General features: G+C 71.2%; 22 protein-coding genes. 13 read left to right on the top strand and 9 right to left on the bottom strand.

The window, feature by feature from the left end; all coding sequences use genetic code 11:
* Positions 1-82 precede the first annotated feature (82 nt).
* The 5 genes from HZ992_RS01945 (at position 83) to HZ992_RS01965 (ending at position 4980) form a co-directional block, all read left to right on the top strand.
* Entirely contained in the window at positions 83-931 is an 849-nt protein-coding gene (locus HZ992_RS01945; protein ID WP_209385004.1) for a class I SAM-dependent methyltransferase, read from the top strand.
* Positions 932-998: 67 nt separating this feature from the next.
* Entirely contained in the window at positions 999-3290 is a 2292-nt protein-coding gene (locus tag HZ992_RS01950; protein WP_209385005.1) for a helicase-related protein, read from the top strand.
* Positions 3287-4132 (top strand): PA4780 family RIO1-like protein kinase, encoded by an 846-nt coding sequence (locus tag HZ992_RS01955; protein WP_209385006.1) that lies wholly within the window; start codon positions 3287-3289, stop codon positions 4130-4132. The genes HZ992_RS01950 and HZ992_RS01955 overlap by 4 nt, the downstream gene beginning before the upstream one ends.
* Before the next feature lie 7 nt (positions 4133-4139).
* Positions 4140-4649 (top strand): M48 metallopeptidase family protein, encoded by a 510-nt coding sequence (locus HZ992_RS01960; protein WP_209385007.1) that lies wholly within the window; start codon positions 4140-4142, stop codon positions 4647-4649.
* 10 nt (positions 4650-4659) lie between these two features.
* Positions 4660-4980 carry a hypothetical protein gene (locus HZ992_RS01965; protein ID WP_209385008.1) on the top strand — a complete coding sequence of 107 codons (321 nt, stop codon included), beginning with the start codon at positions 4660-4662 and terminating at the stop codon, positions 4978-4980.
* A 13-nt stretch (positions 4981-4993) separates the two neighbouring features.
* Here the strand turns inward: HZ992_RS01965 and HZ992_RS01970 are convergent, their stop codons facing one another.
* Positions 4994-5161: a hypothetical protein gene (locus HZ992_RS01970; protein WP_209385009.1), complete on the bottom strand. Its 168-nt coding sequence runs from the start codon at positions 5159-5161 to the stop codon at positions 4994-4996.
* Positions 5162-5302: 141 nt separating this feature from the next.
* On the opposite strand from HZ992_RS01970, the gene HZ992_RS01975 reads away from it, so the two are divergent.
* Positions 5303-5629 carry a cupin domain-containing protein gene (locus tag HZ992_RS01975; RefSeq protein ID WP_209385010.1) on the top strand — a complete coding sequence of 109 codons (327 nt, stop codon included), beginning with the start codon at positions 5303-5305 and terminating at the stop codon, positions 5627-5629.
* Positions 5630-5647: 18 nt separating this feature from the next.
* On the opposite strand, the gene HZ992_RS01980 is transcribed toward HZ992_RS01975, so the two are convergent.
* Genes HZ992_RS01980 through HZ992_RS01995 form a run of 4 tightly spaced genes read right to left on the bottom strand, consistent with a single transcriptional unit; the run spans position 5648 to position 8002 of the window.
* Positions 5648-6037, bottom strand: a complete 390-nt coding sequence (locus HZ992_RS01980; RefSeq protein WP_209385011.1) for a SirB2 family protein — start codon at positions 6035-6037, stop codon at positions 5648-5650.
* 9 nt (positions 6038-6046) lie between these two features.
* Positions 6047-7240, bottom strand: a complete 1194-nt coding sequence (locus HZ992_RS01985) for an NnrS family protein (RefSeq protein WP_209385012.1) — start codon at positions 7238-7240, stop codon at positions 6047-6049.
* Positions 7237-7713 carry an RrF2 family transcriptional regulator gene (locus HZ992_RS01990; RefSeq protein WP_209385013.1) on the bottom strand — a complete coding sequence of 159 codons (477 nt, stop codon included), beginning with the start codon at positions 7711-7713 and terminating at the stop codon, positions 7237-7239. The genes HZ992_RS01985 and HZ992_RS01990 overlap by 4 nt, the downstream gene beginning before the upstream one ends.
* A 19-nt stretch (positions 7714-7732) precedes the next feature.
* Complete coding sequence (locus HZ992_RS01995; protein WP_209385014.1) at positions 7733-8002, bottom strand: DUF2249 domain-containing protein; 270 nt, start codon at positions 8000-8002, stop codon at positions 7733-7735.
* A gap of 142 nt (positions 8003-8144) precedes the next feature.
* Between HZ992_RS01995 and HZ992_RS02000 the strand changes: the two genes are divergently transcribed.
* Both HZ992_RS02000 and HZ992_RS02005 read left to right on the top strand, forming a co-directional pair.
* Positions 8145-8477: a metal-sulfur cluster assembly factor gene (locus tag HZ992_RS02000; RefSeq protein WP_209385015.1), complete on the top strand. Its 333-nt coding sequence runs from the start codon at positions 8145-8147 to the stop codon at positions 8475-8477.
* Positions 8464-9588, top strand: coding sequence for a DUF8744 domain-containing protein (locus HZ992_RS02005; RefSeq protein ID WP_209385016.1), 1125 nt, complete (start codon positions 8464-8466; stop codon positions 9586-9588). The genes HZ992_RS02000 and HZ992_RS02005 overlap by 14 nt, the downstream gene beginning before the upstream one ends.
* Here HZ992_RS02005 and HZ992_RS02010 read toward each other — a convergent pair.
* Both HZ992_RS02010 and HZ992_RS02015 read right to left on the bottom strand, forming a co-directional pair.
* Positions 9575-11485 carry a B12-binding domain-containing radical SAM protein gene (locus HZ992_RS02010; protein WP_209385017.1) on the bottom strand — a complete coding sequence of 637 codons (1911 nt, stop codon included), beginning with the start codon at positions 11483-11485 and terminating at the stop codon, positions 9575-9577. The two genes, HZ992_RS02005 and HZ992_RS02010, sit on opposite strands and share 14 nt — an antisense overlap.
* Positions 11486-11528: 43 nt before the next feature.
* Positions 11529-13964, bottom strand: coding sequence for a heme lyase CcmF/NrfE family subunit (locus tag HZ992_RS02015; protein ID WP_209385018.1), 2436 nt, complete (start codon positions 13962-13964; stop codon positions 11529-11531).
* Positions 13965-14057: 93 nt separating this feature from the next.
* Here HZ992_RS02015 and HZ992_RS02020 point away from each other — a divergent pair, with 93 nt between their 5' ends.
* Positions 14058-15137, top strand: coding sequence for a 6-bladed beta-propeller (locus tag HZ992_RS02020; protein ID WP_209385019.1), 1080 nt, complete (start codon positions 14058-14060; stop codon positions 15135-15137).
* A gap of 171 nt (positions 15138-15308) precedes the next feature.
* Positions 15309-16256: a cytochrome c3 family protein gene (locus HZ992_RS02025; protein WP_209385020.1), complete on the top strand. Its 948-nt coding sequence runs from the start codon at positions 15309-15311 to the stop codon at positions 16254-16256.
* A gap of 113 nt (positions 16257-16369) precedes the next feature.
* On the opposite strand, the gene HZ992_RS02030 is transcribed toward HZ992_RS02025, so the two are convergent.
* Together HZ992_RS02030 and HZ992_RS02035 are read right to left on the bottom strand one after the other, a co-directional pair.
* Positions 16370-17383 (bottom strand): c-type cytochrome, encoded by a 1014-nt coding sequence (locus HZ992_RS02030; protein ID WP_209385021.1) that lies wholly within the window; start codon positions 17381-17383, stop codon positions 16370-16372.
* Entirely contained in the window at positions 17380-18216 is an 837-nt protein-coding gene (locus HZ992_RS02035) for a c-type cytochrome (RefSeq protein WP_209385022.1), read from the bottom strand. The genes HZ992_RS02030 and HZ992_RS02035 overlap by 4 nt, the downstream gene beginning before the upstream one ends.
* Positions 18217-18331: 115 nt before the next feature.
* Here HZ992_RS02035 and HZ992_RS02040 point away from each other — a divergent pair, with 115 nt between their 5' ends.
* The 3 genes from HZ992_RS02040 (at position 18332) to HZ992_RS02050 (ending at position 20882) form a co-directional block, all read left to right on the top strand.
* A complete protein-coding gene (locus HZ992_RS02040; protein WP_209385023.1) occupies positions 18332-18643 on the top strand; it encodes a c-type cytochrome in 312 nt (103 codons plus the stop codon).
* A gap of 31 nt (positions 18644-18674) precedes the next feature.
* Positions 18675-19781, top strand: a complete 1107-nt coding sequence (locus tag HZ992_RS02045) for a 6-bladed beta-propeller (protein WP_209385024.1) — start codon at positions 18675-18677, stop codon at positions 19779-19781.
* Between the two features lie 204 nt (positions 19782-19985).
* Positions 19986-20882 (top strand): cytochrome c3 family protein, encoded by an 897-nt coding sequence (locus HZ992_RS02050; protein ID WP_209385025.1) that lies wholly within the window; start codon positions 19986-19988, stop codon positions 20880-20882.
* Positions 20883-20903: the final 21 nt, after the last annotated feature.

Here is a 20903-nt window from a genome sequence, read left to right on the forward strand (position 1 = left end):
CTTGCCACGCCCGGCACGCAAGCTCTGGCTCAGCCCCCCGTACCGCGAGGGCTGACCGATTGGCAATGAACGGAGCACTCTCATGAACGAAGCATCCACCTTGGCCGCCACGAGCAGCCATCCCGCACAGCCCGATCTCGCCGCCGTGAAGGCGCGCCAGCAGGCCGCCTGGTCGTCGGGCGACTATGCCGTGGTGGGCACCACGCTGCAATGGGTGGGCGAACAGCTCGCCGAAGCCTGCGACCTGCGCTGGGACGAGCAGGTGCTCGACGTGGCCGCCGGCAACGGCAACGCGACGCTGGCGGCCGCACGGCGCGGCGCCCGCGTCACCTCGACCGACTACGTGGCCAGCCTGCTCGACCGCGGCGCCGAGCGCGCTCGCGCCGAGCGGCTCGATGTCATGTTCAAGGTCGCCGACGTCGAGGCATTGCCCTTCGCCGACGCCAGCTTCGACGCCGTGCTGTCGACCTTCGGCGTGATGTTCGCGCCCGACCACGCGCGCAGCGCGGCGGAGATGGCGCGCGTGTGCCGCCCGGGCGGCCGCATCGGCATGGCGAACTGGACGCCCGACAGCCTGATCGGCCGCCTGTTCAAGGTGCTGGGCCGCCATGTGCCGCCGCCCGCGGGCGTGCAATCGCCTTCGTTGTGGGGATCGGAGACGCACCTCAAGGCACTCTTCGGCGACCGCGCCGCGGCCATCGCCATCACGCCGCGCCAGTTCACCTTCCGCTACCGCTCGCCGGCGCACTTCGTCGAGGTCTTCCGCACCTGGTACGGCCCGGTGCACAAGGCCTTCGGCGCCCTGCCGCCAGAGAAGGCGGCCGCGCTGGAGCGCGACATGATCGAGCTGTTCGAGCCCGCCAACCGGGCCGGCGCGGCGTCCTTCGTGGCACCCAGCGAGTACCTCGAAGTGGTGGTGACGCGCCGCTAGCGCGCGCCGCCGCGGCACCGCCGAAGGTGCCAGGGGTTAGAGTCGGCGGTTCGACTCTGCCCCTTCCATGCCTGTCTCGCCCCCATCCAGCGCCACGGCGCCCGCCACGCCTCGCAACGGCGAGACGCTGAACCTGCCCGATCCCCGCCATGCGCAGCGCGTGCCGCCGCACATCGGCCGCGCGCAGCTCGAACGCATCCGCCGTGCCGCCTTCCTGCTGCCGCAGGTGGTGACGCCGGCCGACTACAGCGACGATGCCGGCAACCCCACGGTGCAGCTCGACCGCCTCGGTCTGGTGCTGCTGCAGAAGGCCGCCGCCGGCGCGCGGCCGAGCCGCTGGATCGACCCCGGGCTGATGGACAGCGCGCTGGCCCACCTCGAGGCCGTGGGCAGCGCCGGCACCACGCTGCCGCAGATGCTGGAGCGCCGCGCCGCGCTCGAGGCCAACGGCGTGGTGCGCGAAGGCGGCGGTTTCGTGCGCGAAGTGCAGCAGCCGCTGGCTGTGCCGGTGCCCGAAGGCCGGCCGTGGAACATCACGGTCGCCTTCCGCGTGCCGGTGGATGCCGAGCTGGCCTGGGCTTTCCACCGCAGCGGCAACCTGGACGCGCTGCGTGCCGCGCTGGGCGCGCCGCCGCCGCACCCGCAGGCCGAAGAATTGCGATCGCACCTGGCCGCGCTGGTGGCGCGCAGCCACGACTACCAGCCGCGCCGGCTCGAGCTGCTGCTGCCGCGCCTGCAGGCCGAGTGCGCCGCGCCGGTGCCGCTGCCGGCGATGAAGGCCGCCTGCACGCGTGCGCAGGACCGCTGGGAACACCGCGTCACCGAACTCGACATGCTCGAGGGCCTGAACAGCGAACTCGCCTTCCAGCGTTACCCCGACAGCTTCGAGACCGCGCGCCACCTGCAGCGCAGCGTCACGCTCTACGTCGGCCCGCCCAACAGCGGCAAGACGCACGCCGCCTTCGAGCGCCTGGCGCAGGCGCTGGACGGCGCCTACCTCGCGCCGCTGCGCCTGCTCGCGCTGGAAGGCCGCGACCGGCTCGTCGCGCGCGGCGTGCCCTGCTCGCTGCTCACCGGCGAGGAGAACGTGCCGGCCGACGACGCCCGCGTGGTGTCGAGCACCATCGAGATGGTCAACACGCGCAAGGCCATCGACGTGGCGGTGATCGACGAGGCGCAGATGCTTTTCGACATCTCGCGCGGCTGGGCCTGGACGCAGGCGATCGTCGGCGTGCCGGCCAACGAGGTGATCGTCATCTGCTCCGACTACGCGGTGCCGGCGATCGAGAAGCTGCTCGGCCTGTGCGGCGAGCGCTGCACGGTGCGCCGCTTCGAGCGCAAGCAGCATGTGCAGCTGCTGCCGAAGGCGGTGCCGCTGGCCTCGCTGCAGCTCGGCGACGCGGTGGTGGCGTTCAGCCGCCGCGACGTGCTGATGCTGCGCGACCAGATCTCGGCCGCCGGCCACCCAGTGGCGGTGATCTACGGTGCGCTGCCGCCCGAGGTGCGCCGCCGCGAGGCCGAGCGATTCGCCAGCGGCGAGGCGCACATCCTGGTGGCCACCGACGCGATCGGCATGGGCCTGAACCTGCCGATCCGCCGCGTGCTGTTCAGCACGCTGGAGAAGTTCGACGGCGAGGGCGACCGCCCTCTCGAAGAGACCGAGGTGCACCAGATCGCCGGCCGCGCCGGCCGCTTCGGCATGCACGACGAGGGTTTCGCCGGCGTGCTCGACACCGCCGAGCCGACTGCCGCGCGGGAGCTGCGCGAGCTGATCGTCAAGCAGGCGAAGGCGCCGCGCGACTTCAAGGCACCGGTGGCGCCGAACCCCTGGCACGTCGAGACGATCGCCACGCGGCTGAACCGAAGCAAGCTGCGCGAGGTGCTCGGCGTGTTCGTCGAGCAACTGCGGCTGGACGACGCGCACTTCGAGGTCGCCGAGCTCGAGCAGATGCTGCAGCTCGCCGAGGCGCTGGACGACAGCGCGCCGAAGCTGACGCTGAAGGAGCGCTTCATCTACGCGCAGGCGCCGGTGGACACGCGTACCGACACGCAGTTGCAGGCCTTCCTCGGCTGGACCAGCGCGCATGCGCTGACCGGCCGTGCCGGGCGGCCCTGGTTCCTCGACGAAGTGGATGCGCACAGCCGGCTCGACCGCATGGAGCAGGCGCTGCGCGCCTGCACGCTGTGGCTGTGGCTGGACCTGCGCTTCCCCGGCATCTACGGCCATGTCGACGAGGTACAGGCGCTGCGCAGCCTGCTCAACGACGGCATCGAGCGCCAGCTCGGCGGCAAGCGCCCGCTGTCGCAGATGCGTCGTGGCGGCCGCCCCGGCGGCGGCGGTGGGCGGCCCCGGGCATGAAGGCTCCCCCGCGCCTGCAATCGCTGATCGAAGAGGGCCTGATCGACACCGTCGTGCGCCAGCTGATGAGCGGCAAGGAGGCGATGGTGTTCGTCGTGCGCTGCGGCGGCGAGACGCGCTGCGCCAAGGTCTACAAGGAGGCGACGCAGCGCAGCTTCCGCCAGGCGGTGGATTACACCGAGAACCGCAAGGTGAAGAACTCGCGCCAGGCGCGCGCCATGGCCAAGGGCACGAAGTTCGGCCGGCAGGCGCAGGAAGCGGCCTGGCAGAGCGCCGAAGTCGACGCGCTGTACCGCCTGGCGGCAGCCGGCGTGCGCGTGCCCAAGCCGTACAACTTCCACGACGGCGTGCTGCTGATGGAGCTGGTGGCCGATGCGAACGGCGACGCCGCGCCGCGCCTGAACGACGTGGCCTTCACGCCCGAGGAGGCGCGCACCCACCACGCCACGCTGCTCAAGGAAGTGGTGCGCATGCTGTGCGCCGGCGTCGTGCACGGCGACCTGTCGGAGTTCAACATCCTGCTCGCCGAAGACGGGCCGGTGATCATCGACCTGCCGCAGGCGGTGGATGCCGCCGGCAACAACCACGCCAGCCGCATGCTGCTGCGCGACGTGGCCAACCTGCGCGCCTTCTTCGGCCAGTCGGCCCCCGAGCTGCTGGCCACCAGCTACGGCGCCGAGATCTGGGATCTGTACCAGCGTGGCCTGCTGCGCGTGGACACGGTGCTCACCGGCCGCTACGAGCCGGTGCAGGGCTCGGTGGACCTGGGCAGCATCCTGCGCGAGATCGACGACGCCCGCGACGAGGAAGCCGCGCGCCGGCTGCGCATGGGCGTGGCCTGAGGGAGCGATGAGCGTCGGCAAGTACCTGCTCGGCTACCCGCCCGATCTGCTGGCGCGGGCCACCGAGCTGCTCGCGCAGGGCCGGCTCGGCCGCAGCGTGCTCGAGCGTTATCCGCAGGCCCACGAGGTGCGCAGCGACCCGGCGCTGTACGACTACGTCACCGAACTCAAGCGCCAGCACATGCGCAGCGCGCCGCCGCTGGCCAAGGTGGCGTACGACAACCGGCTGCAGCTCGTGCAGCAGGCGCTGGGCACGCACACCGCGGTGTCGCGCGTGCAGGGCGGCAACCTCAAGGCCAAGCGCGAGATTCGCGTGGCCAGCCTGTTCCGCGAGGCGCCGGAGCCCTTCCTGAAGATGATCGTCGTGCACGAGCTCGCGCACCTGAAGGAGCGCCAGCACGACAAGGCCTTCTACGCGCTATGCCAGCACATGGAGCCGGGCTATCACCAGCTCGAGTTCGACGTGCGGCTGTGGCTCACCGCCCGCGAGTTCGAGGCTTCGGGAGAATCGCGCTAAGCTGGCGGGCATGAAAGCGCTCGCCCTGTCCCTGGCCCTGCTGTTGTGCCCGCTGCACGCGCCGGCGCAGGAGTCCGCCGCCCAGGTCACCGACGCGCAACTCGCCGACTACCAGCTCGGCCTGGAGGCCGGCTGCAGGAGCAGCGGCCTGCGCCGGGGTGACTCGCCGGCGAAGATCGAAGCCTATTGCGGCTGCGTGATGAAGACGCTGCGCGACAACGTCACGCGCGGCGAGTGGCAGCAGGCCTTCTACTTCTTCAGCAAGGACATGCCGCGCGAGGAGATGCAGGTGCTCTCGGCCGTGACGCCGAAGTTCCAGGCCTGCCGCTGAGTCGCCTCGCGATTCAGCTCATGTGGCGCACCGGCGCCTCTTGCTGCGCGGCGGCAACTTCGCCGGGGTGGCGCTCCAGGTTGAACGGGATCGAGACGAAGGCGGTGAAGATCACCGGGGCAAGCGTGATCACGACGACGCCGAGGTAGCGGCGCAGGAAGCTCTGGAGTTGGGTGTGCATGTCGGTCCTTTCGGTGGATGACTCGGTACCCACAGCATCGGTGACGCGCATTAAGGAGTTCTGAGCGGCCCGCTCACGCTTGCCCCACGTCGCGGGAAGGTCTAGCCGCCCGGCCAGGGGGACACGCCGCACAATGGGTCGATGGCCCTGCCGCACGCACATCCCCTGGACACCATCGACCTGCGGCCGCTCGGCGAGTCGCTCGCGGCCACGCCGAGCACCAGCCTGATCAAGACCGCTGCGCTGCAGCTGATGCGCGTGGTCCTGCGCCGCGGCGAAACCTTCGCCGAGCACCGGGTGCCCGGCGAGATCACGATTCACTGCCTCGAGGGCGAGGCCGCTCTCAGCACACCGACGCGCGAATGCCTGCTCGGCGCCGGCCAGCTCGTGCTGCTGGCCGGCGGCGAGCCGCACGGGCTGCGCGCGATCACCGACACCTCGCTGCTGGTGACGCTGCGGCTCGATTGAGCCGCACCTTCTGCGGCGTCAGAGCAGCGAGAACAGCCCGCTGGCCTGCTTGGTGATGGCCACCGCGACGATCTGCGCGAAACACAGCAGCGCGGCGATCCAGGCCAGCGCCCGCTGAGCCGGCGGCCGCTGCGGCCGCAGTGCCACCAACCCCAAGCCGATGTAGGCCAGCAACCCGGCGATCTTGGCCGCCAGCCACGGCGTGGTCAGCGGGTTGAGCTGCAGCAGCCAGGCCAAACCGACGGCCGAGCCGAGCAGCACGGTGTCGACGACATGCGGCAGCGTGCGCGCCGCGCGTGCGCGCACCCAGGCTGCGCCGGCCAGCGAGCCCAGCCCACGGGCGAAGAATCCGGCGATCGACAGCGCGACGGCGCCCTGGTGCACGAGCTTGAGGGTCGCGTAGTCCATCGCGCAGGCTCAGCCCGGCTTGCCATCCAGCCGCGGGCGCAGCAGCATCGGCGCGTAGCGCAGCGTGAAGAGCGCGAAGCCGCAGGCCCATAGCCAGCCCGACACCAGTGCGGCACCGGCGCTGGCGCCCGGCGCCACCAGCGGCACCCCCACGCGCACCAGTGCCGCGATCAGGAGGCACAGGTAGCAGGCCACGTCGAAGCGGTCGGCGAGCAGCGGCCGCGCGGTGTGGCCGCGCGTGGTACGCGTCATCATGCCGAGGGTCAGCCCCCCGATCGCGCCGGCGGTCAGCGCGTGCGTGGCCACCGACGGAAGGATCCAGCCGAGTTCGGCCAGCATTCTCAGCGCCAGGTGCAGCACGATCCACGCATAGGCGGCGTGCAGCACCCACACCAGCGGCGTGCGCAGCGTGCGCCAGGGTTGCCACAGCGTCAGGCGCGCCGCATGCGCCGCGGTGCACAGCAGCAGCAAGGCGGCCAGTGGCGCGCCGTGCACGCCGGCGAGGTCGGCCGCGATCAGCGCGAGCACGCTGCCCAGCGCCAAGCGCTCCAGCGTCTCGTGGCGGCGCGCTTTCGCGCCGGGCACGCCGTTGTTGGTGAACATCGGGATCACGCGGCCGCCCATCACGGCCATGATGAACAGCATCATGTCCAGCGCCAGCCGCACGCCCACCCAGCCCGGCAGCGTGATCACGTCCAGTTGCGCGAGGTGCAGGCCGAGCTGCGCTGCGCCCATCGCGACGAGCAGGCCGACGAAGAAGTAGTTGCGCCGGTTCTTCGCGCGGACCAGCGGCACGGCCAGGCCGGCCGCCGCAGCCAGCGGGAAGGCGGTGTTGACGATCGCCGCGGCCATGCCGAAGGGCGTGAGCACGAGCACGCGGCCAGCCACCCACAGAAGTGCGAGAAGCGCCAGCGGCCAGCCGGTGGGCGTGGGCTGGCCCGACCAGTTGCGCCCGGCGGTGAACAGGAAGCCGACGACCACGGCCAGCCCGTAGCCGAACAGCATCTCGTGCGCGTGCCACAGCGGCCCGGCGAGGTAGGCGTGGCCGAGCCAGCCGCTGAACTGCAGCGACCACAGCAGCACCGACAGCGCCGAGAACGTGCTCGCCAGCAGGTAGAACGGCCGGAAGCCGAGTTGCCACAGCGCGAAGCCGCGCGCCGGCTGCGGATGCGGCTCCTCGATGTTCAGGATCAGCGTGCTCATGACGAAGCGCTCCTCGCGGACGCCTTGGGCCGCTCGCGCCCGATGAACAGCATGCGCGACAGCGCGTCGCGGTTGTGCACCAGGTCGGCCAGCGTGTAGCGGTCGAGCACGGCGTGAAAGGCGTCGGCGGCCTCCTGCAGCACGCCGTGCAGGCGGCACACGCGAGCGATCGTGCAGGTGTTGCCGCCGTCGCGGTCGAAACATTCGGCCGGCAGGTCCGCGCCCTCGGTCTGCCGCACCACCTCGCCGACGACGATCTCGCCGGCCTCGCGCGCCAGCTGCATGCCGCCGCCCTTGCCGCGCACCGTGGCCAGCCAGCCGGCCTGGCCGAGGAAGTGCACCACCTTCGTCAAGTGGTTCTCGGAGACCCCGAAGGCCGTGGCGATTTCGGCGATGGTGGCGCGCCGGCCCGGCTCGCAGGCCAGGTAGATCAGCACGCGCAGGCTGTAGTCGGTGAAGCTGGTGAGTTTCATGGGCGGGGCCGGTGCAGGCTCAGTGGCAGCAGCCGCCGCAGCAGGTGCCGGCGGCGGCGCGCTTGGTGATCTGCACGCGCCAGGTGTCGGGGCCGGACTCGAGATAGGTCCAGTCGAAGGCGCCCGGGCTCTCGGACTCGAACTGCAGGTACAGCGGGCGTGGGTCGTGGTCGTTGACGAGTTCGAGCGCGGCGCCGGGCAGCAGCGCGCGGAAGGTCGAGAAGATCAGCGGATGGCGCTCGCGCGGCGCGATGGCGCGCACGTCGACGGTGGTGGTGTTGGCGGACATGGTCTTCCTTTGCTCGGATTTGAAGGTATATCGGCAATGCACCTATGCTAGCGAGACATCGCCTCATAAGCAATATTCAGAATGCACCTTTAAGTTGATGTCGATCAAACCCGGGCGAGGCCGGCCTGCCGACCATGGCGCCATGGACATCAACGACAGCGTCGACGCGGACCGCCGCAAGGCGATGGGCGCACTGACGCAGGTGGTCGACCCCGAGATCTGCGAGAACATCGTCGAGCTCGGGCTGGTCGAGCGGCTGCGGATCGAGCCCGCGTGCATCGAGCTCACGCTGGTGCTTACCAGCCCGACCTGCCCGATGGGCGACGCGATCATCGACGACGCCCAGCAGGCGCTGCAACACGCCTTCCCCGGCCGCGAGGTGCAGGTGAGCGAGGCGCACGAGGTCGACTGGTCGCCGCAGCGCATGGGCGCTGCCGCGCGCAAGCGCCTGGGGTGGGACGATGCGACAGCCTGAGCCCGCGAGGCCGCGCCGCTTCGCGGCCGCCGCGCCGCTGCTGGCGCTGGGCGCTGCGCTCGCGCTGCTCTCCGGCCTGGCCGGTGGCCTGGTGCGCCTGGGCTGGCCGCTGCTGCCCGACCGCGCCTTGGCGCCCGTGGCGCTGCATGGCGCGCTGATGGTGTGCGGCTTCTTCGGCTTCGTGATCGCGCTCGAACGCGCCGCGGCGCTGCACCAGCGCTGGGTCTGGGCCGCGCCGCTGCTGGCCGCGGCGGGCACGCTGGCCGCGCTGGCGCTGCAGCCGGGCGCGGCCGCCATCGCCTGGCTGGCCGCCGGCGCCGTGCTCACGCTGGCCTATGCGGGTGTGCTGCGCCGCACGCCGGTGCTGCACGTCGCGGTGGAAGGGGCGGGCGCGCTGTGCTGGGCCGGCGGTACGCTGCTGTGGATGCTCGACCGGCCGTTCTCGGTGGTTGTCGCCTGGTGGGGCTCATTCCTCGTGCTCACGATCGCCGGCGAGCGCCGCGAGCTCGCGCGCTTCGTGCCGCTGTCGGCCTTTGCGCGGCGCAGCTACCTCGCCGTGCTGGCGTTGCAGGCTGCGGCGCTGGGGGTGCTGGCCGTGCCCTGGCACGACCATCCGTTCGCCGCCAGTGCCTGGTGGGCTTCGATGGCGCTGCTCGCGCTGTGGCTGCTGCGCTTCGACCTCGCCTGCCGCCCCGGCCTCGAGCGCAGCGGCTGGGCGCTGCACACCGCGCGCTGCCTGCGCCTCGGTTATGCGTGGCTGGCGCTGGCCGGCGTCTGGGGCGTGGCCCACGCGCTACGCGGCATGCCGCTCGATGCGCCCGGGCCGCTGCACATGCTGCTGCTCGGTTTCGTCTTCGCGATGGTGTTCGGCCACGCGCCGATCGTGCTGCCGGCGCTGCTGCGCCGTGCCATCTCGGCGCCGTCACGCTGGAGCTTCGCGCCGGTGCTGGCGATGAGCGCCGGCGTGGCGCTGCGCGGGCTGGGCGACGCGCTCGCCTCCACGCCGCTTCGCGCCGGCGCCGGGCTGTTGCAGGCGCTGGCCGTCCTGGCCTTCGCGGCGGTGATGCTGACACGCCTGCGCCGCCCGGTGCCGCCGCTCAGCGCGCGCTGACCGCCCGCTCGATGAACTGCCGCGCCACGCGCGGCTTCGGCACGTTCATGTCGAACCAGCTGCGCACGTCTGCGTCCAGCCCGATACCGTGCATGTAGTTGTAGATCGCCTTCTTCAGCGCGAGGCCAAGGCGATCGTGGTCGACGCCGGTCGGGTCGACGAAGCCGACGTCGTTCTTGGCAAAGGTCGTGGGCGGCAGCGGCAGCAGCGTCACGCCGTAGGCCGCCGGGTCCTTGCCCACCGGCGAGTGCACCGTGCAGGCGAAGCGATGGAAGAAGCCCGACTGGATGCAGCCGGCCGCGAACAGCTGTCGCACGTACTCCAGCGCGTCGACCGTGTCGTGCACCGTCTGCGTCGGGAAGCCGTACATCAGGTAGGCGTGCACCAGGATGCCGGCGTCGCTGAAGCCGCGCGTCACGCGCGCCACCTGCTCGACCGACACACCCTTCTTCATCAGCGTGAGCAGGCGGTCCGACGCCACCTCCAGCCCGCCGGAGATGGCGATGCAGCCGCTCTCGGCGAGCTCTTCGCACAGCTGCGGCGTGAAGCTCTTCTCGAAGCGGATATTGCCCCACCACGAGATCGCGAGCCGGCGCTTCTTCAGCTCCTGCGCCAGCGCGCGCAGCGCCTTCGGCGGCGCGGCCTCGTCGACGAAGTGGAAGCCCGTCTGCCCGGTCTCGGCGACGATCGCCTCGATGCGGTCGACCAGCGTCTGCGCGTTGGCCGCCTCGTAGCGCGAGATGTAGTCGAGGCTGGTGTCGCAGAAGCTGCACTTCTTCCAGTAGCAGCCGTGCGCCACGGTGAGCTTGTTCCAGCGCCCGTCGCTCCACAGGCGGTGCATCGGGTTGAGCATGTCCAGCAGCGACAGGTAGCGCTGCAGCGGCAGGCCGTCCCAGGTGGGCGTGCCGGTCTCGTCGAAGGGAACGTCGGGCTCGGGAAAATTGACGTAGCGCACCTGCGGCGAGCCGGCCGGGCGCATGAAGGTGCGCACCAGCCGTTCAGCCGAGCGTCGGCCCTCGAGGTGCTCGATCAGCGCCAGCAGCGGGCGCTCGCCAGCGTCGAGCGTCACGCAGTCGAAGAAGTCGAACACGCGCGGCTCGGCGAGCTCGCGCAGCTCGGTGTTGACGAAGCCGCCGCCGAGCACGGTGACGATGCGCGGGTCGTGCGCCTTGATCGCCTGCGCGATGCGGAAGGCCGCGTACACCGCGCCGGGGAAGGGCACCGAGATCAGCACCAGCGTCGGCGCGTGACGTTCAACCGCATCGAGGGTCAGCGCCTGCAGCGTGCGGTCGATCAGGTTGGGCGGCGCGGCCAGCGCCTCGGCCAGCGGGTCGAAGCTCGGCTGGCTGGTCGACAGCTGCTCGGCGTAGCGCACGAACTCGAAGCGCGCATCGACCGCCTCGCGCAGCACGTCGGCGATGTCGTTGAGGTAAAGCGTGGCCAGGTGCCGCGCGCGGTCATGCGTGCCCAGCGCGCCGAAGGCCCAGGCCATCGGGTCACCGCCGTCTTCATCGACGTAGGCCTCCAACGAGGCGAAACGCGCGCCCTCGGGCAGGAAGGCGCGGCCGACGATGCGGTGCATCAGCGTGGCGTCGCGGCCCTGCAGGAAGGCGATCACCGGCTCGATGGTGCCGAGGTAGTCGTCGAAGCGCTGGGCGAAGGCGGCGACGTTCGCGCTGCGCTGCTTCGGCGCGATCGCCTCGATGCATTCGCGCACGGCGCGCAGGCCCTTCGCGCTGAGCAGCTCAAGCACCAGCGCCAGCGCCAGGTCCTCCTGCACCGCGGCGACACCGCGCGAACGCAGGAAGCCGGTCAGGTAGGCGGTTGACGGGTAGGGCGTGTTCAGCTGCGTCATCGGGGCGATGACGGACAGCACGCGCGTAGGGGTGGTGGGCATGGGGTCGGGGAGCGGTGCCCCGATTGTCCATGCGGGAGCGCGCTCAGTGCTCCGGTGAGGGCTTGGCCTCCAGCAGCTCGGCGCTGCGCGCTGCGGCGTCGGCCGGCAGCGGCGCGTCCGGCGCGCGGCGTGCGCCGGCGCCGAGCAGGCGCCACAGCGCGAGCGAGCCGCCGACCAGCAGCAGCAGCGGCCCGGCCCACAGCAGCAGCGTGGTCGCCTTCACCGGCGGGCGGTAGAGCACGAAGTCGCCGTAGCGCTGCGTCATGTAGTCGATCACCTGCGCGTCGCTGCGGCCGGCCTGCAGCTGCTCGCGGACCTGGTTCTTCAGGTCGATGGCCAGCGTGGCATGCGAGTCGGCGAGCGACTGGTTCTGGCACACCAGGCAGCGCAGCTCGGCCGCCAGCCGGTTGACGCGCAGTTCCAGCGCCGGGTCGGCCACCGTGGGCTGCGCCTCGGCGGCGAACACCGGCGCGCACAGCAGCAGCAGGCACAGCGCCGCCAGCGCCGCGCCGGCGCCGGCCGGCAGGGCTTCGCGCCGCGTCGCCACGCGGTAGCGCCGGTCGAGTGCGGCCAGCGCGCCGCCCAGTGCCATGGCCAGCGCGCCGAACCAGATCCAGTCGACGAAGGGCTTGTGATAGACGCGCACCGTCCATTCGGTCTCGGACAGCGGTTCGCCCAGCGAGATGTAGAGATCGCGCGTGAGGCCGGTGTCGATGGCGGCCTCGGTCATCGGCATCTGCTGAACCTTGTACAGGCGCTTCTCGGGATGCATGGTGAAGGGCGCGGCGCTGCCGTGCTGAACCTGCAAGGTGCCGCGCACGCCGACGTAGTTCGGGCCGCTGAATTCCTGCGCCCCCTGGAACACGATGCGGTGGCCGGCCACCTCGACGCTGTCGCCCAGGCGCATCTTCACGTCGCGCTCGACCTCGTAGCCTTTCACCATCGTCACGCCGACGATGAACACGCCCACGCCCAGGTGCGCGAGCACCATGCCGAAGAAGCTGGGCGACGAGCGCCCCAGCTGCGCGAAGCGTGAGCCGAACCCGGCGCCCGGCTCGCCGCGCAGCCGCTGCGCGAGCAGTACCGCGGTGCTGGCGAACACCCACGACGCGAGCAGCAGGCCCAGCGCCGTGCCCGCGCTCCAGCGGCCCGCCCACAGCGGCAGCACCACCGCCGCGGCGACGCTCGCCAGCGCCGGCCAGCGCAGCTTGCGCGCCAGTTCGGCGGCCGGCGTCGACTTCCAGCGCGCCAGCGGGCCCACGCCCATCAGCAGCACCACCGGCGCCATCAGCGGCACGAACACCGTCTCGAAGTAGGGCGCGCCCACCGAGATCTTGCCCAGGCCCAGCGCGTCGAGCACCAGCGGATACAGCGTGCCCAGCATCACCGAGGCCGCGGCGGTGACGAGCAGCAGGTTGTTGACCAGCAGCAGCGACTCGCGCGAGACGCGGTCGAAGCGGCCGCCGAAGCCCACGCTCGCCGCACGCCAGCCGAAAAGCGCCAGCGAGCCGCCGACCACGACGAGCAGGAAACCGAGGATGAAGATGCCGCGCGCCGGGTCGGTGGCGAAGGCGTGCACCGAGGTCAGCACGCCGGAGCGGACGAGGAAGGTGCCCAGCAGGCTCAGCGAGAACGCGGCGATCGCCAGCAGCACCGTCCAGGCCTTGAAGGCGCCGCGCTTCTCGGCCACTGCCAGCGAGTGGATCAGCGCGGTGCCGACGATCCAGGGCATGAAGGAGGCGTTCTCGACCGGGTCCCAGAACCACCAGCCGCCCCAGCCCAGCTCGTAGTAGGCCCACCAGCTGCCGATGGCGATGCCCAGGGTGAGGAACAGCCAGGCGGCCGTGGTCCAGGGCCGTGACCAGCGCGCCCAGGCCGCGTCGAAGCGGCCCGACAGCAGCGCCGCGATGGCGAAGGCGAAGGCCACCGCGAAGCCGACGTAGCCCATGTAGAGCATCGGCGGGTGGATCACCATGCCCGGGTCCTGCAGCAGCGGGTTGAGGTCGCGGCCGTCCAGCGCTGCCGGCACCAGGCGCTGGAAAGGGTTGGAGGTGAGCAGGATGAAGAGCAGGAAGCCGATGCTCACGAAGCCCATCACGCCGAGCACGCGCGCCACCATGTCCAGCGGCAGGCGCTGCGAGAACAGGCTCACCGCCAGCATCCACAGCGACAGCATGAACACCCACAGCAGCATCGATCCTTCGTGGCTGCCCCAGGTGGCGGCGATGCGGTAGGCCATCGGCAGCTCGCTGTTGGAGTGCGAGGCGACGTTGAGCACCGAGAAGTCGTTGGCCACGAACGAGGCCATCAGGCAGCCGAAGGCGATTGCCACGAACAGGAACTGCGCCTGCGCCGCCGGCCGCGCCAGCGACATGCTGGCCACGTCGCCGCGGGCCGCGCCGACGATGGGCAGGGTGCCCAGCGCCAGCGCGATGAACAGCGCGACGATGAGCGCGAAATGGCCGAGTTCGGGAAGCATGACCTGCGTGGTCAGCAATCGCCATGCCCGTGCGCTGCGGGCGACGGGGTGGCACGCATGCTGCAGCGGCGCAGGCCCTTGCGCAGCGCCCCCATGCCCTCACGACGCGATCTCTCCCTCTGGCTGCTCGGCAGCGCGCTGGCCGGCTGCGCCGCGCCGCCGGCGCGCCGGCAGGCCAGTCCCTCGCCGGTGTGGCCGGTGCCGCCCGAGCAGCCGCGTTATGCCTACGAGGCGACGCTGCGCAATGCTGCCAGTGCGGCCGACGATTCGCCGGCGACGCGGCTGCGCCAGTCGCTGACCGGCGAGGGTGAGGCGGCCAGCTTCGGCAAGCCGGCGGCGGTGGCCGTGTCACGCGGCCGCGTCTACGTCGGCGACACCGAAGGCCGGCGCATCTTCGTGTTCGACCTCGCGCGGCGGCGCAGCTTCGCCTTCGGGACGCGGCGCGAGGGCGAGTTGCGCAAGCCCGCGGGCATCGCCATCGATGCGAACGGGCTCGTGCACGTGGTCGATGCGAGCGCGCGCCGGCTCGTCGTCTACGACGCGATCGGCTTGTTCCAGCGTGCCATCGACGGCACGGCAGAGTGGGTGCGCCCCACCGGCGTGGCGGTGAGCGCCGACGGCGCGCGGTTGCACGTGGTCGACACCGGTGGCGTGGAGAGCGATGCGCACCGCGTGCTCAGCTACGACGCGCAGGGCCGGCTTCTGCGCAGCATCGGCCGGCGCGGCGAGGCGGCCGGCGAGTTCAACCTGCCGGTGGACGCGGCGCTCGCACCCGATGGCCTGCTGTGGGTGCTCGACGCCGGCAACTTCCGCCTGCAGGCCTTCGACGAGCAGGGCCGCTTCGTGCGCGCCTTCGGTTCGCCCGGCAATGGCCTGGGCCAGTTCGGCCGGCCGCGCGGCCTGGCGATCGACCGCGAGGGCTTGATCTACGTGAGCGACGCGAGTTTCGGCAACGTGCAGGTGTTCCAGGCCGACGGGCAGCTGCTGCTGGCGCTCGGCTCGCGCGCCGCGCAGGACGGGCCGGGCCGCTTCTCGCTGCCTTCGGGCGTGGCCTGCGACGAAACCGGCCGCGTCTACGTGGTCGACCAGTTCTTCCACAAGGTCGAGGTGCTGCGCCGGCTCGGTGACGCGGAAGGGCAGCAGCGGCTGCGCGAAGCGCACACCGCGGCTTGACTTGCATCACGCCTCGGTGTCATCGAGGGTTCCCGGCCGTCCCGAATGCGGGAATGGGCGGCTCGATATCGGGAAATTCCAGCCCCTTCCGCGAGGTGTTCAGCGCCGGTACGGGTATTGCAGCGAAGTCCGCACTCGCGCACGACGCGAAGGGCAGGGAGGGCGCTCACGATGGATCACGAAAGCATCTGCAAGGTCTGGCGCCTGGGCGCTGTGTTCACGCTGGCGGCGCTGCTGCAGGCCGGCGCCTGGGCCGGCCCCGACCCGGCGCCGGGCACGGCCTCGAAGTTCAGCAACCGGGGCAGCGTCGCCAACACGCGCCACAACCTGACGCAGCGGCCCAACGAGGTCGGGCCGGGCGGGCCGATCAACGCGGCGCTGATGGACACGCAGCGCAACAACTACGGCGAGGTGTGCGTCTACTGCCACACGCCGCACGGCGCCAACCAGACGATCGCCGCGCCGCTGTGGAACCGCACGACCAAGAACAACACCTACCAGACCTACGACCTGCTCAACACCGCGTCGCTGACGCAGCCGGTCTCGCAGCCCGGCGCCAGCTCGCTGACCTGCCTGAGCTGCCACGACGGCACGACCGCGGTCGACGCGATCGTCAACATGCCGGGCTCGGGGCGCTACAACACGGCGCGCATCAGCTCGGACGCGCCGGCGCTGCTCAACGAATGGCCGAATGCCTCGGTGACGCACGTCGGGCTTCAGGGCCCCGACCAGGGCTGCCTCGTCTGCCACAACCCGAACGGCGCCGGCGCGGCCTTCCCGACCGCGTACGACTTCTCGGCCTTCGCCATCGGCACCGACCTGCGCAACGACCATCCGGTGGGCATCCGCTTTCCCACTGCCGCCGGGCCGGGCACCGACTTCAACGACCCCTCGCGCAAGGAGGCGCGGCTGGCCTGGTTCGACGGCAACGCCAACGCGCGCGCCGACGGCAACGAGATCCGCCTGTACAACAGCGGCGAAGGCTACGAGGTGGAATGCGCCTCCTGCCACGATCCGCACGGCGTGCCCTCCGCCGGGCCGGGCAGCAACTTCAACCCGACCTTCCTGCGACTGCCCAATGCCGGCAGCGCGGTGTGCCTGACCTGCCACACGAAGTGAGCGGCTGATCGAAGCGGCTCAGGCCAAAGCGAAGGCCCTGCGAAGCTGGCCAGCGTCGGCCTGAGCTGAGCCGCCTGCGCTGCGCAGTTGCACAGGTGCCTCGCTCCGGCGGCTCAACTGCCTTCGCGGCGGAAGAAGGCGCGCGTCACGTAGGCTGCCACCGCGTCGATTTCGGCACGGCCGAGCACGTGCCGCCAGGCCGGCATCGAGGTGCCGGGCAGGCCGTCGCGGATCGTGCTGCGCAGCCGCGCGGCCGGCATGTCCTGTACCGAGTACAGGGTCAGGTCGCGCGCCTTGGGCTCCATGAACTGGCCGATCCAGTTCTTGCCAGTGCCGTCGGCGCCGTGGCAGAACGCGCAGTTGGCCTGGAACAGCGTCTCGCCGCGCCGCTGCTGCGCATTGAGGCCGTCGATGCGCGGCACCACCTCGTGCTTGGCGTAGACGCTCGCGCTGGACACCGCATCGATCGGCGGCGTGTTCTCCTGCCCCGGCACGAAGCCCATGCGCGGGTAGGACAGCGGGCGCGAGCTCCAGGCCGTCCCCTCGTCGGCGACATGGGCGCGGTCGTGGCATGACACGCAGGCCGACAGGAACAGCTGCCGCCCGGCGCGCTGCGATGCCTCGAGCGACTCGACCGGCGCATCGAGCTTGATTGCACCGGTGGCGAACGGGAATGCGGCGGCGAATCGCCCGTGATCGCTCCAGCCGTTCTCGGCCGTGTGGTACGCGGTGTTGGGCGCCTTGTCGTGCACGAACTCGCGCGCCACGAAGGCGGCCACCGCCGCCATCTCGCGCTCGTCGAGGATGCCGCGGAAGGACTTCATCGCCGTGCCGCCGCGGCCCTCGCGCACGGTGGCCAGGATGGCCGGCGCATCGAGCGGCGCGCCGCGGGTGAAGTCGCGCGGCGGCGGTGCGAGGTAGGTGGCGGCCAGCGTCTTCGCGTCGCCCGAGTAGCCGTGGCAGAAGTAGCAGCGGTAGTTGTAGACCTTGCGGCCTAGTTCGAGCGTGGCCGGGTCGGCCGCCGCCGTCGTGGCGGCGCGTGGCGCGGCGGCCTCGGCGGCACGCTCGCCGCAACCAGGCAGCGCGAGCAGCCCCGCGGCCAGCGCGAGCGCCGCCACGGGCTTCATGGGCGAGCGGCGGTGGCCTGCGCGGCCGGTGCTGCAGCGATGAAGCTGCGGAACACGTACTCCGACACGTCGGCGATCTGCTGCGGCGTGGCCACCTGCTTCCAGGCCGGCATCTCGCTGCCGTTGCGGCCCTCGCTCACCGCGGCGTACAGCGCCAGGCGGTTGAAGCGCGCCCGCGACGCCGGCTCGACGAAGTTGCGCGGCTTCGGGTTGATGAAGTAGGCGCGCGGGCCCGCGCCGTCGCCGCGCGCGCCGTGGCAGGCGGCGCAGTTGGCCAGATAAAAAGCACCCCCGCGCTTGAAGTCTCCCTTCAGACCGTTGGGGAGGCCGGCCGTCATGTCGACCTGCACGGGGGTGGAACCGGTGTCGGCTTCACGCCCGCCGTGGGCCCGCGTGCCGGAGATGCCCGGCGTGCCGGGACTGGCCTGCGTGCCGGGGTCGCGCTTGACGTAGGTGCTCAGCACGTGGTCGGCGAGCACCGTGATGTCGGACTCGGAAAGCTGCGTCTTCCACGCCACCATGGCCGTGCCGGGCCGGCCGTGGGTGATGGCCAGCACGATGCGTTCGCGCGTGAGTTCCTGCCGCGAGGTCTCGGTGGTGAAGTCGCGCGGCGGCGTCGACAGCGAGCCGGTGGCGCGGCTGCGACCATCGCCCTTGTCGCCATGGCAGACCGAACAGTAGTTGTGGTACAGCAGCGCGCCGCGCGAGCTGCCCGCGGGCGCCGGCGTCGCGGCCTGTGCAAACTGCAGGCACTGCAGGAACAGCATCGCGGCGGCGGCGGCCAGCAGGCGCCGCCAAGTGGCGACGCGGCGTGGCGCGAGGGGCGGATTCATCGATGCTCTCCCGGTGCTCGGTCCATGGTGTGGGCGCATCGTTGCAACTTCCTTGCCACTGGCACGGCGTTTGCACTCCAGCGGCACGGACTTCAGAACCACGGAGAGAACGACGATGGATTTCGCAAGAACGGGACTGGGCTTTCTCGCTTTCGGCATCGCGACGCTGGCCGGCACGGCCATGGCGGCCGACGGCAAGGCCGTCTACGACAAGACATGCGTGGTGTGCCACGCCAGTGGCGTGGCCAACGCGCCGAAGCTCGGCGACAAGGCTGCCTGGGCGCCACGCATCGCCACCGGCAAGGACGCGCTGCTGCAGTCCGTCGTCAAGGGCAAGGGCGCGATGCCGCCGAAGGCCGGTGCCGCCGACCTGAAGGACGACGACATCAAGGCCGCGATCGACTACATGGTCGGCGCGTCCAAGTAGCCGCATTGGCCCACCCTCGACAGGCCTGCCCATGACGCGGATCGGGCCCGTTCTCGCCATGGCCACCGGCACGGCGGCCATGCTGCTGCTGCAGGCCTGCATGCAGGTGCCGCCGGCGGCGCGGGAGGCGCCGCGCGAGCTGTTCTTCCCGTCGGCGCCCGACGAGCCGCGCTTCGTGTTCGAGCGCACGATCCGCTCCAGCGCCGACATCCTGCCGGCCGAATCGGCCAGCGAACTGCGCAAGCTGGTCACCGGCGAGCAGGCCAGCGGCGAGACCTTGTCCAAGCCCTATGCGGTGGCGGTGCACCGCGGCCGCATCTTCGTCTCGGACACGGTCTCGCGCTTCGTGCGCGTGTTCGACGTGCCGCAGGGCAAGCAGTTCAAGATCGGCGAAGAGGAGGGCGTGGGCCAGCTCATCAAGCCGGTCGGGCTGGACATCGACGCCGCCGGCAACCTCTACGTGGCCGACATCGGCGCCAAGGCCATCATGGTCTACGGCCCCGACCGTCGCTTCCTGCGTCGCGTCGGCAGCGACAAATGGTTCTCGCGCCTGTCCAGCGTCACGGTCGATCCGGCCGGCACGCGCGTCTACGCGGTCGACCTCGGCGGCGTCACCTCCGAGCAGCACCAGGTGCGCGTGTTCGATGCCGTCAGCGGCGCCCACCTGCAGGACATCGGCAAGCGCGGCAGCGGCCCGGGCGAGTTCAACCTGCCGCGCGACCTGGCCATCGGCAAGGACGGCCGGCTGTACGTGGTCGACGGCGGCAACTTCCGCGTCGTCGTGTTCGATCGCGACGGCCGCTATCTGCAAAGCTTCGGCAGCGTGGGCAAGCAGTACGGCCAGTTCGCCCGCCCCAAGGAGGTGGCGATCGACCGCGATGGCAACGTCTACGTCGTCGACACGGCCTTCGGCAACTTTCAGATCTTCAACCCCGACGGCGAGCTGCTGCTGTTCGTCGGCGAGCGCTCCGAGCGCGACGGCCCGGCGCGCTACATGCTGCCCTCGGGCATCGCGGTCGACGAAGACGGCCGCGTGCTCGTCGTCGACCAGTGGTTCCGCAAGATCGACGTCTACCGCCCCGTCGGCCTGCCCGAGAAAGGCGGCTTCCTCGCGCGCCCGGCCTTGCCGGCCCGCTGAACCCTGCTTCCCGATCGCGGGAACGCCGCTTCCCGGAAGCGGGAGGTTCGAGGCCCCTGCCAGCCGTGTTTCGCAGCCCTTGCCGGGCTCGCGGCGCAGCCGGACAAATGGCACAGAAACTGCAGAAACAGGTTCAGTCAAGCGAGGCATTGGGGAGTGCGCAGCCTGACGACTGTTCAACCAACAACCTTCGAGAGGGGCGACATGAAGACGACATGGCTATCCGGCCGAGGGAGGTGGGGGGCAGCGTCCGCAGCGGTTCTGGCGGCACTGTTCTTCGGCCTCAGCGGCACCGCTTCGGCGGGCATCAACGACACCCGGCACAACCTGGGTTCAGGCACCGGCATCGCCGGGCGCAACCAGGTCACCGACACGGCCGAGGTCTGCGTGTTCTGCCACACGCCGCACGGTGGCAGCACCACCGCGCCGGTTCCGCTGTGGAACAAGCGGCTGGGCGCGAACGGCACGCCGGCCGGCGGTGGCGCGTACACCACCTACGCGTCGCTGCAGACGCCTTCGCTGGACGGCGCGGTGGCCGCGGTGGGCGGCATCTCGCTGGCCTGCCTGTCGTGCCATGACGGTACGCAGGCGATGGACAACATCATCAACTCGCCGGGTTCCGGCGGTCTGGCCGCCGACGGCGGTGGCCCGAACGGCCAGGCCTTCACCTGGAACGTCGGCGGCACCGTCAATACAGCCGGCGCGCTGAGCAGCGGCGCGGCGCTGATCGGCACCGACCTGTCCAACGACCACCCGATCGGCATCCAGTACTGCGGTGGCGGCATGGACAACACGGGCGCCATCACCGGCTGCCGTGACCAGGACTTCAACCCTGCGACCACCGCCACCATCAACGGCAACCAGGTGTTCTGGATCGACACCGGCGCACCCGGCACGAAGCAGCGCACCGACCTGCCGCTGTACGTGCGGCCCGGCGAGACCACCGCCACCGGCCCGCTGGTCGAGTGCGGCAGCTGCCACGACCCGCACGTGTCCACCGGCCAGGCGGGCCCGACCGGCACCGGCCGTGTCGCCGGCGAGACCTTCCTGCGAGTCTCGAATGCGAACAGCGCCGTGTGCACCGCCTGCCACGTGAAGTGACGCGCTGACGCGCAACAGACC

This window comes from Rhizobacter sp. AJA081-3 (genome assembly GCF_017795745.1).
Classification (GTDB): domain Bacteria; phylum Pseudomonadota; class Gammaproteobacteria; order Burkholderiales; family Burkholderiaceae_C; genus Piscinibacter.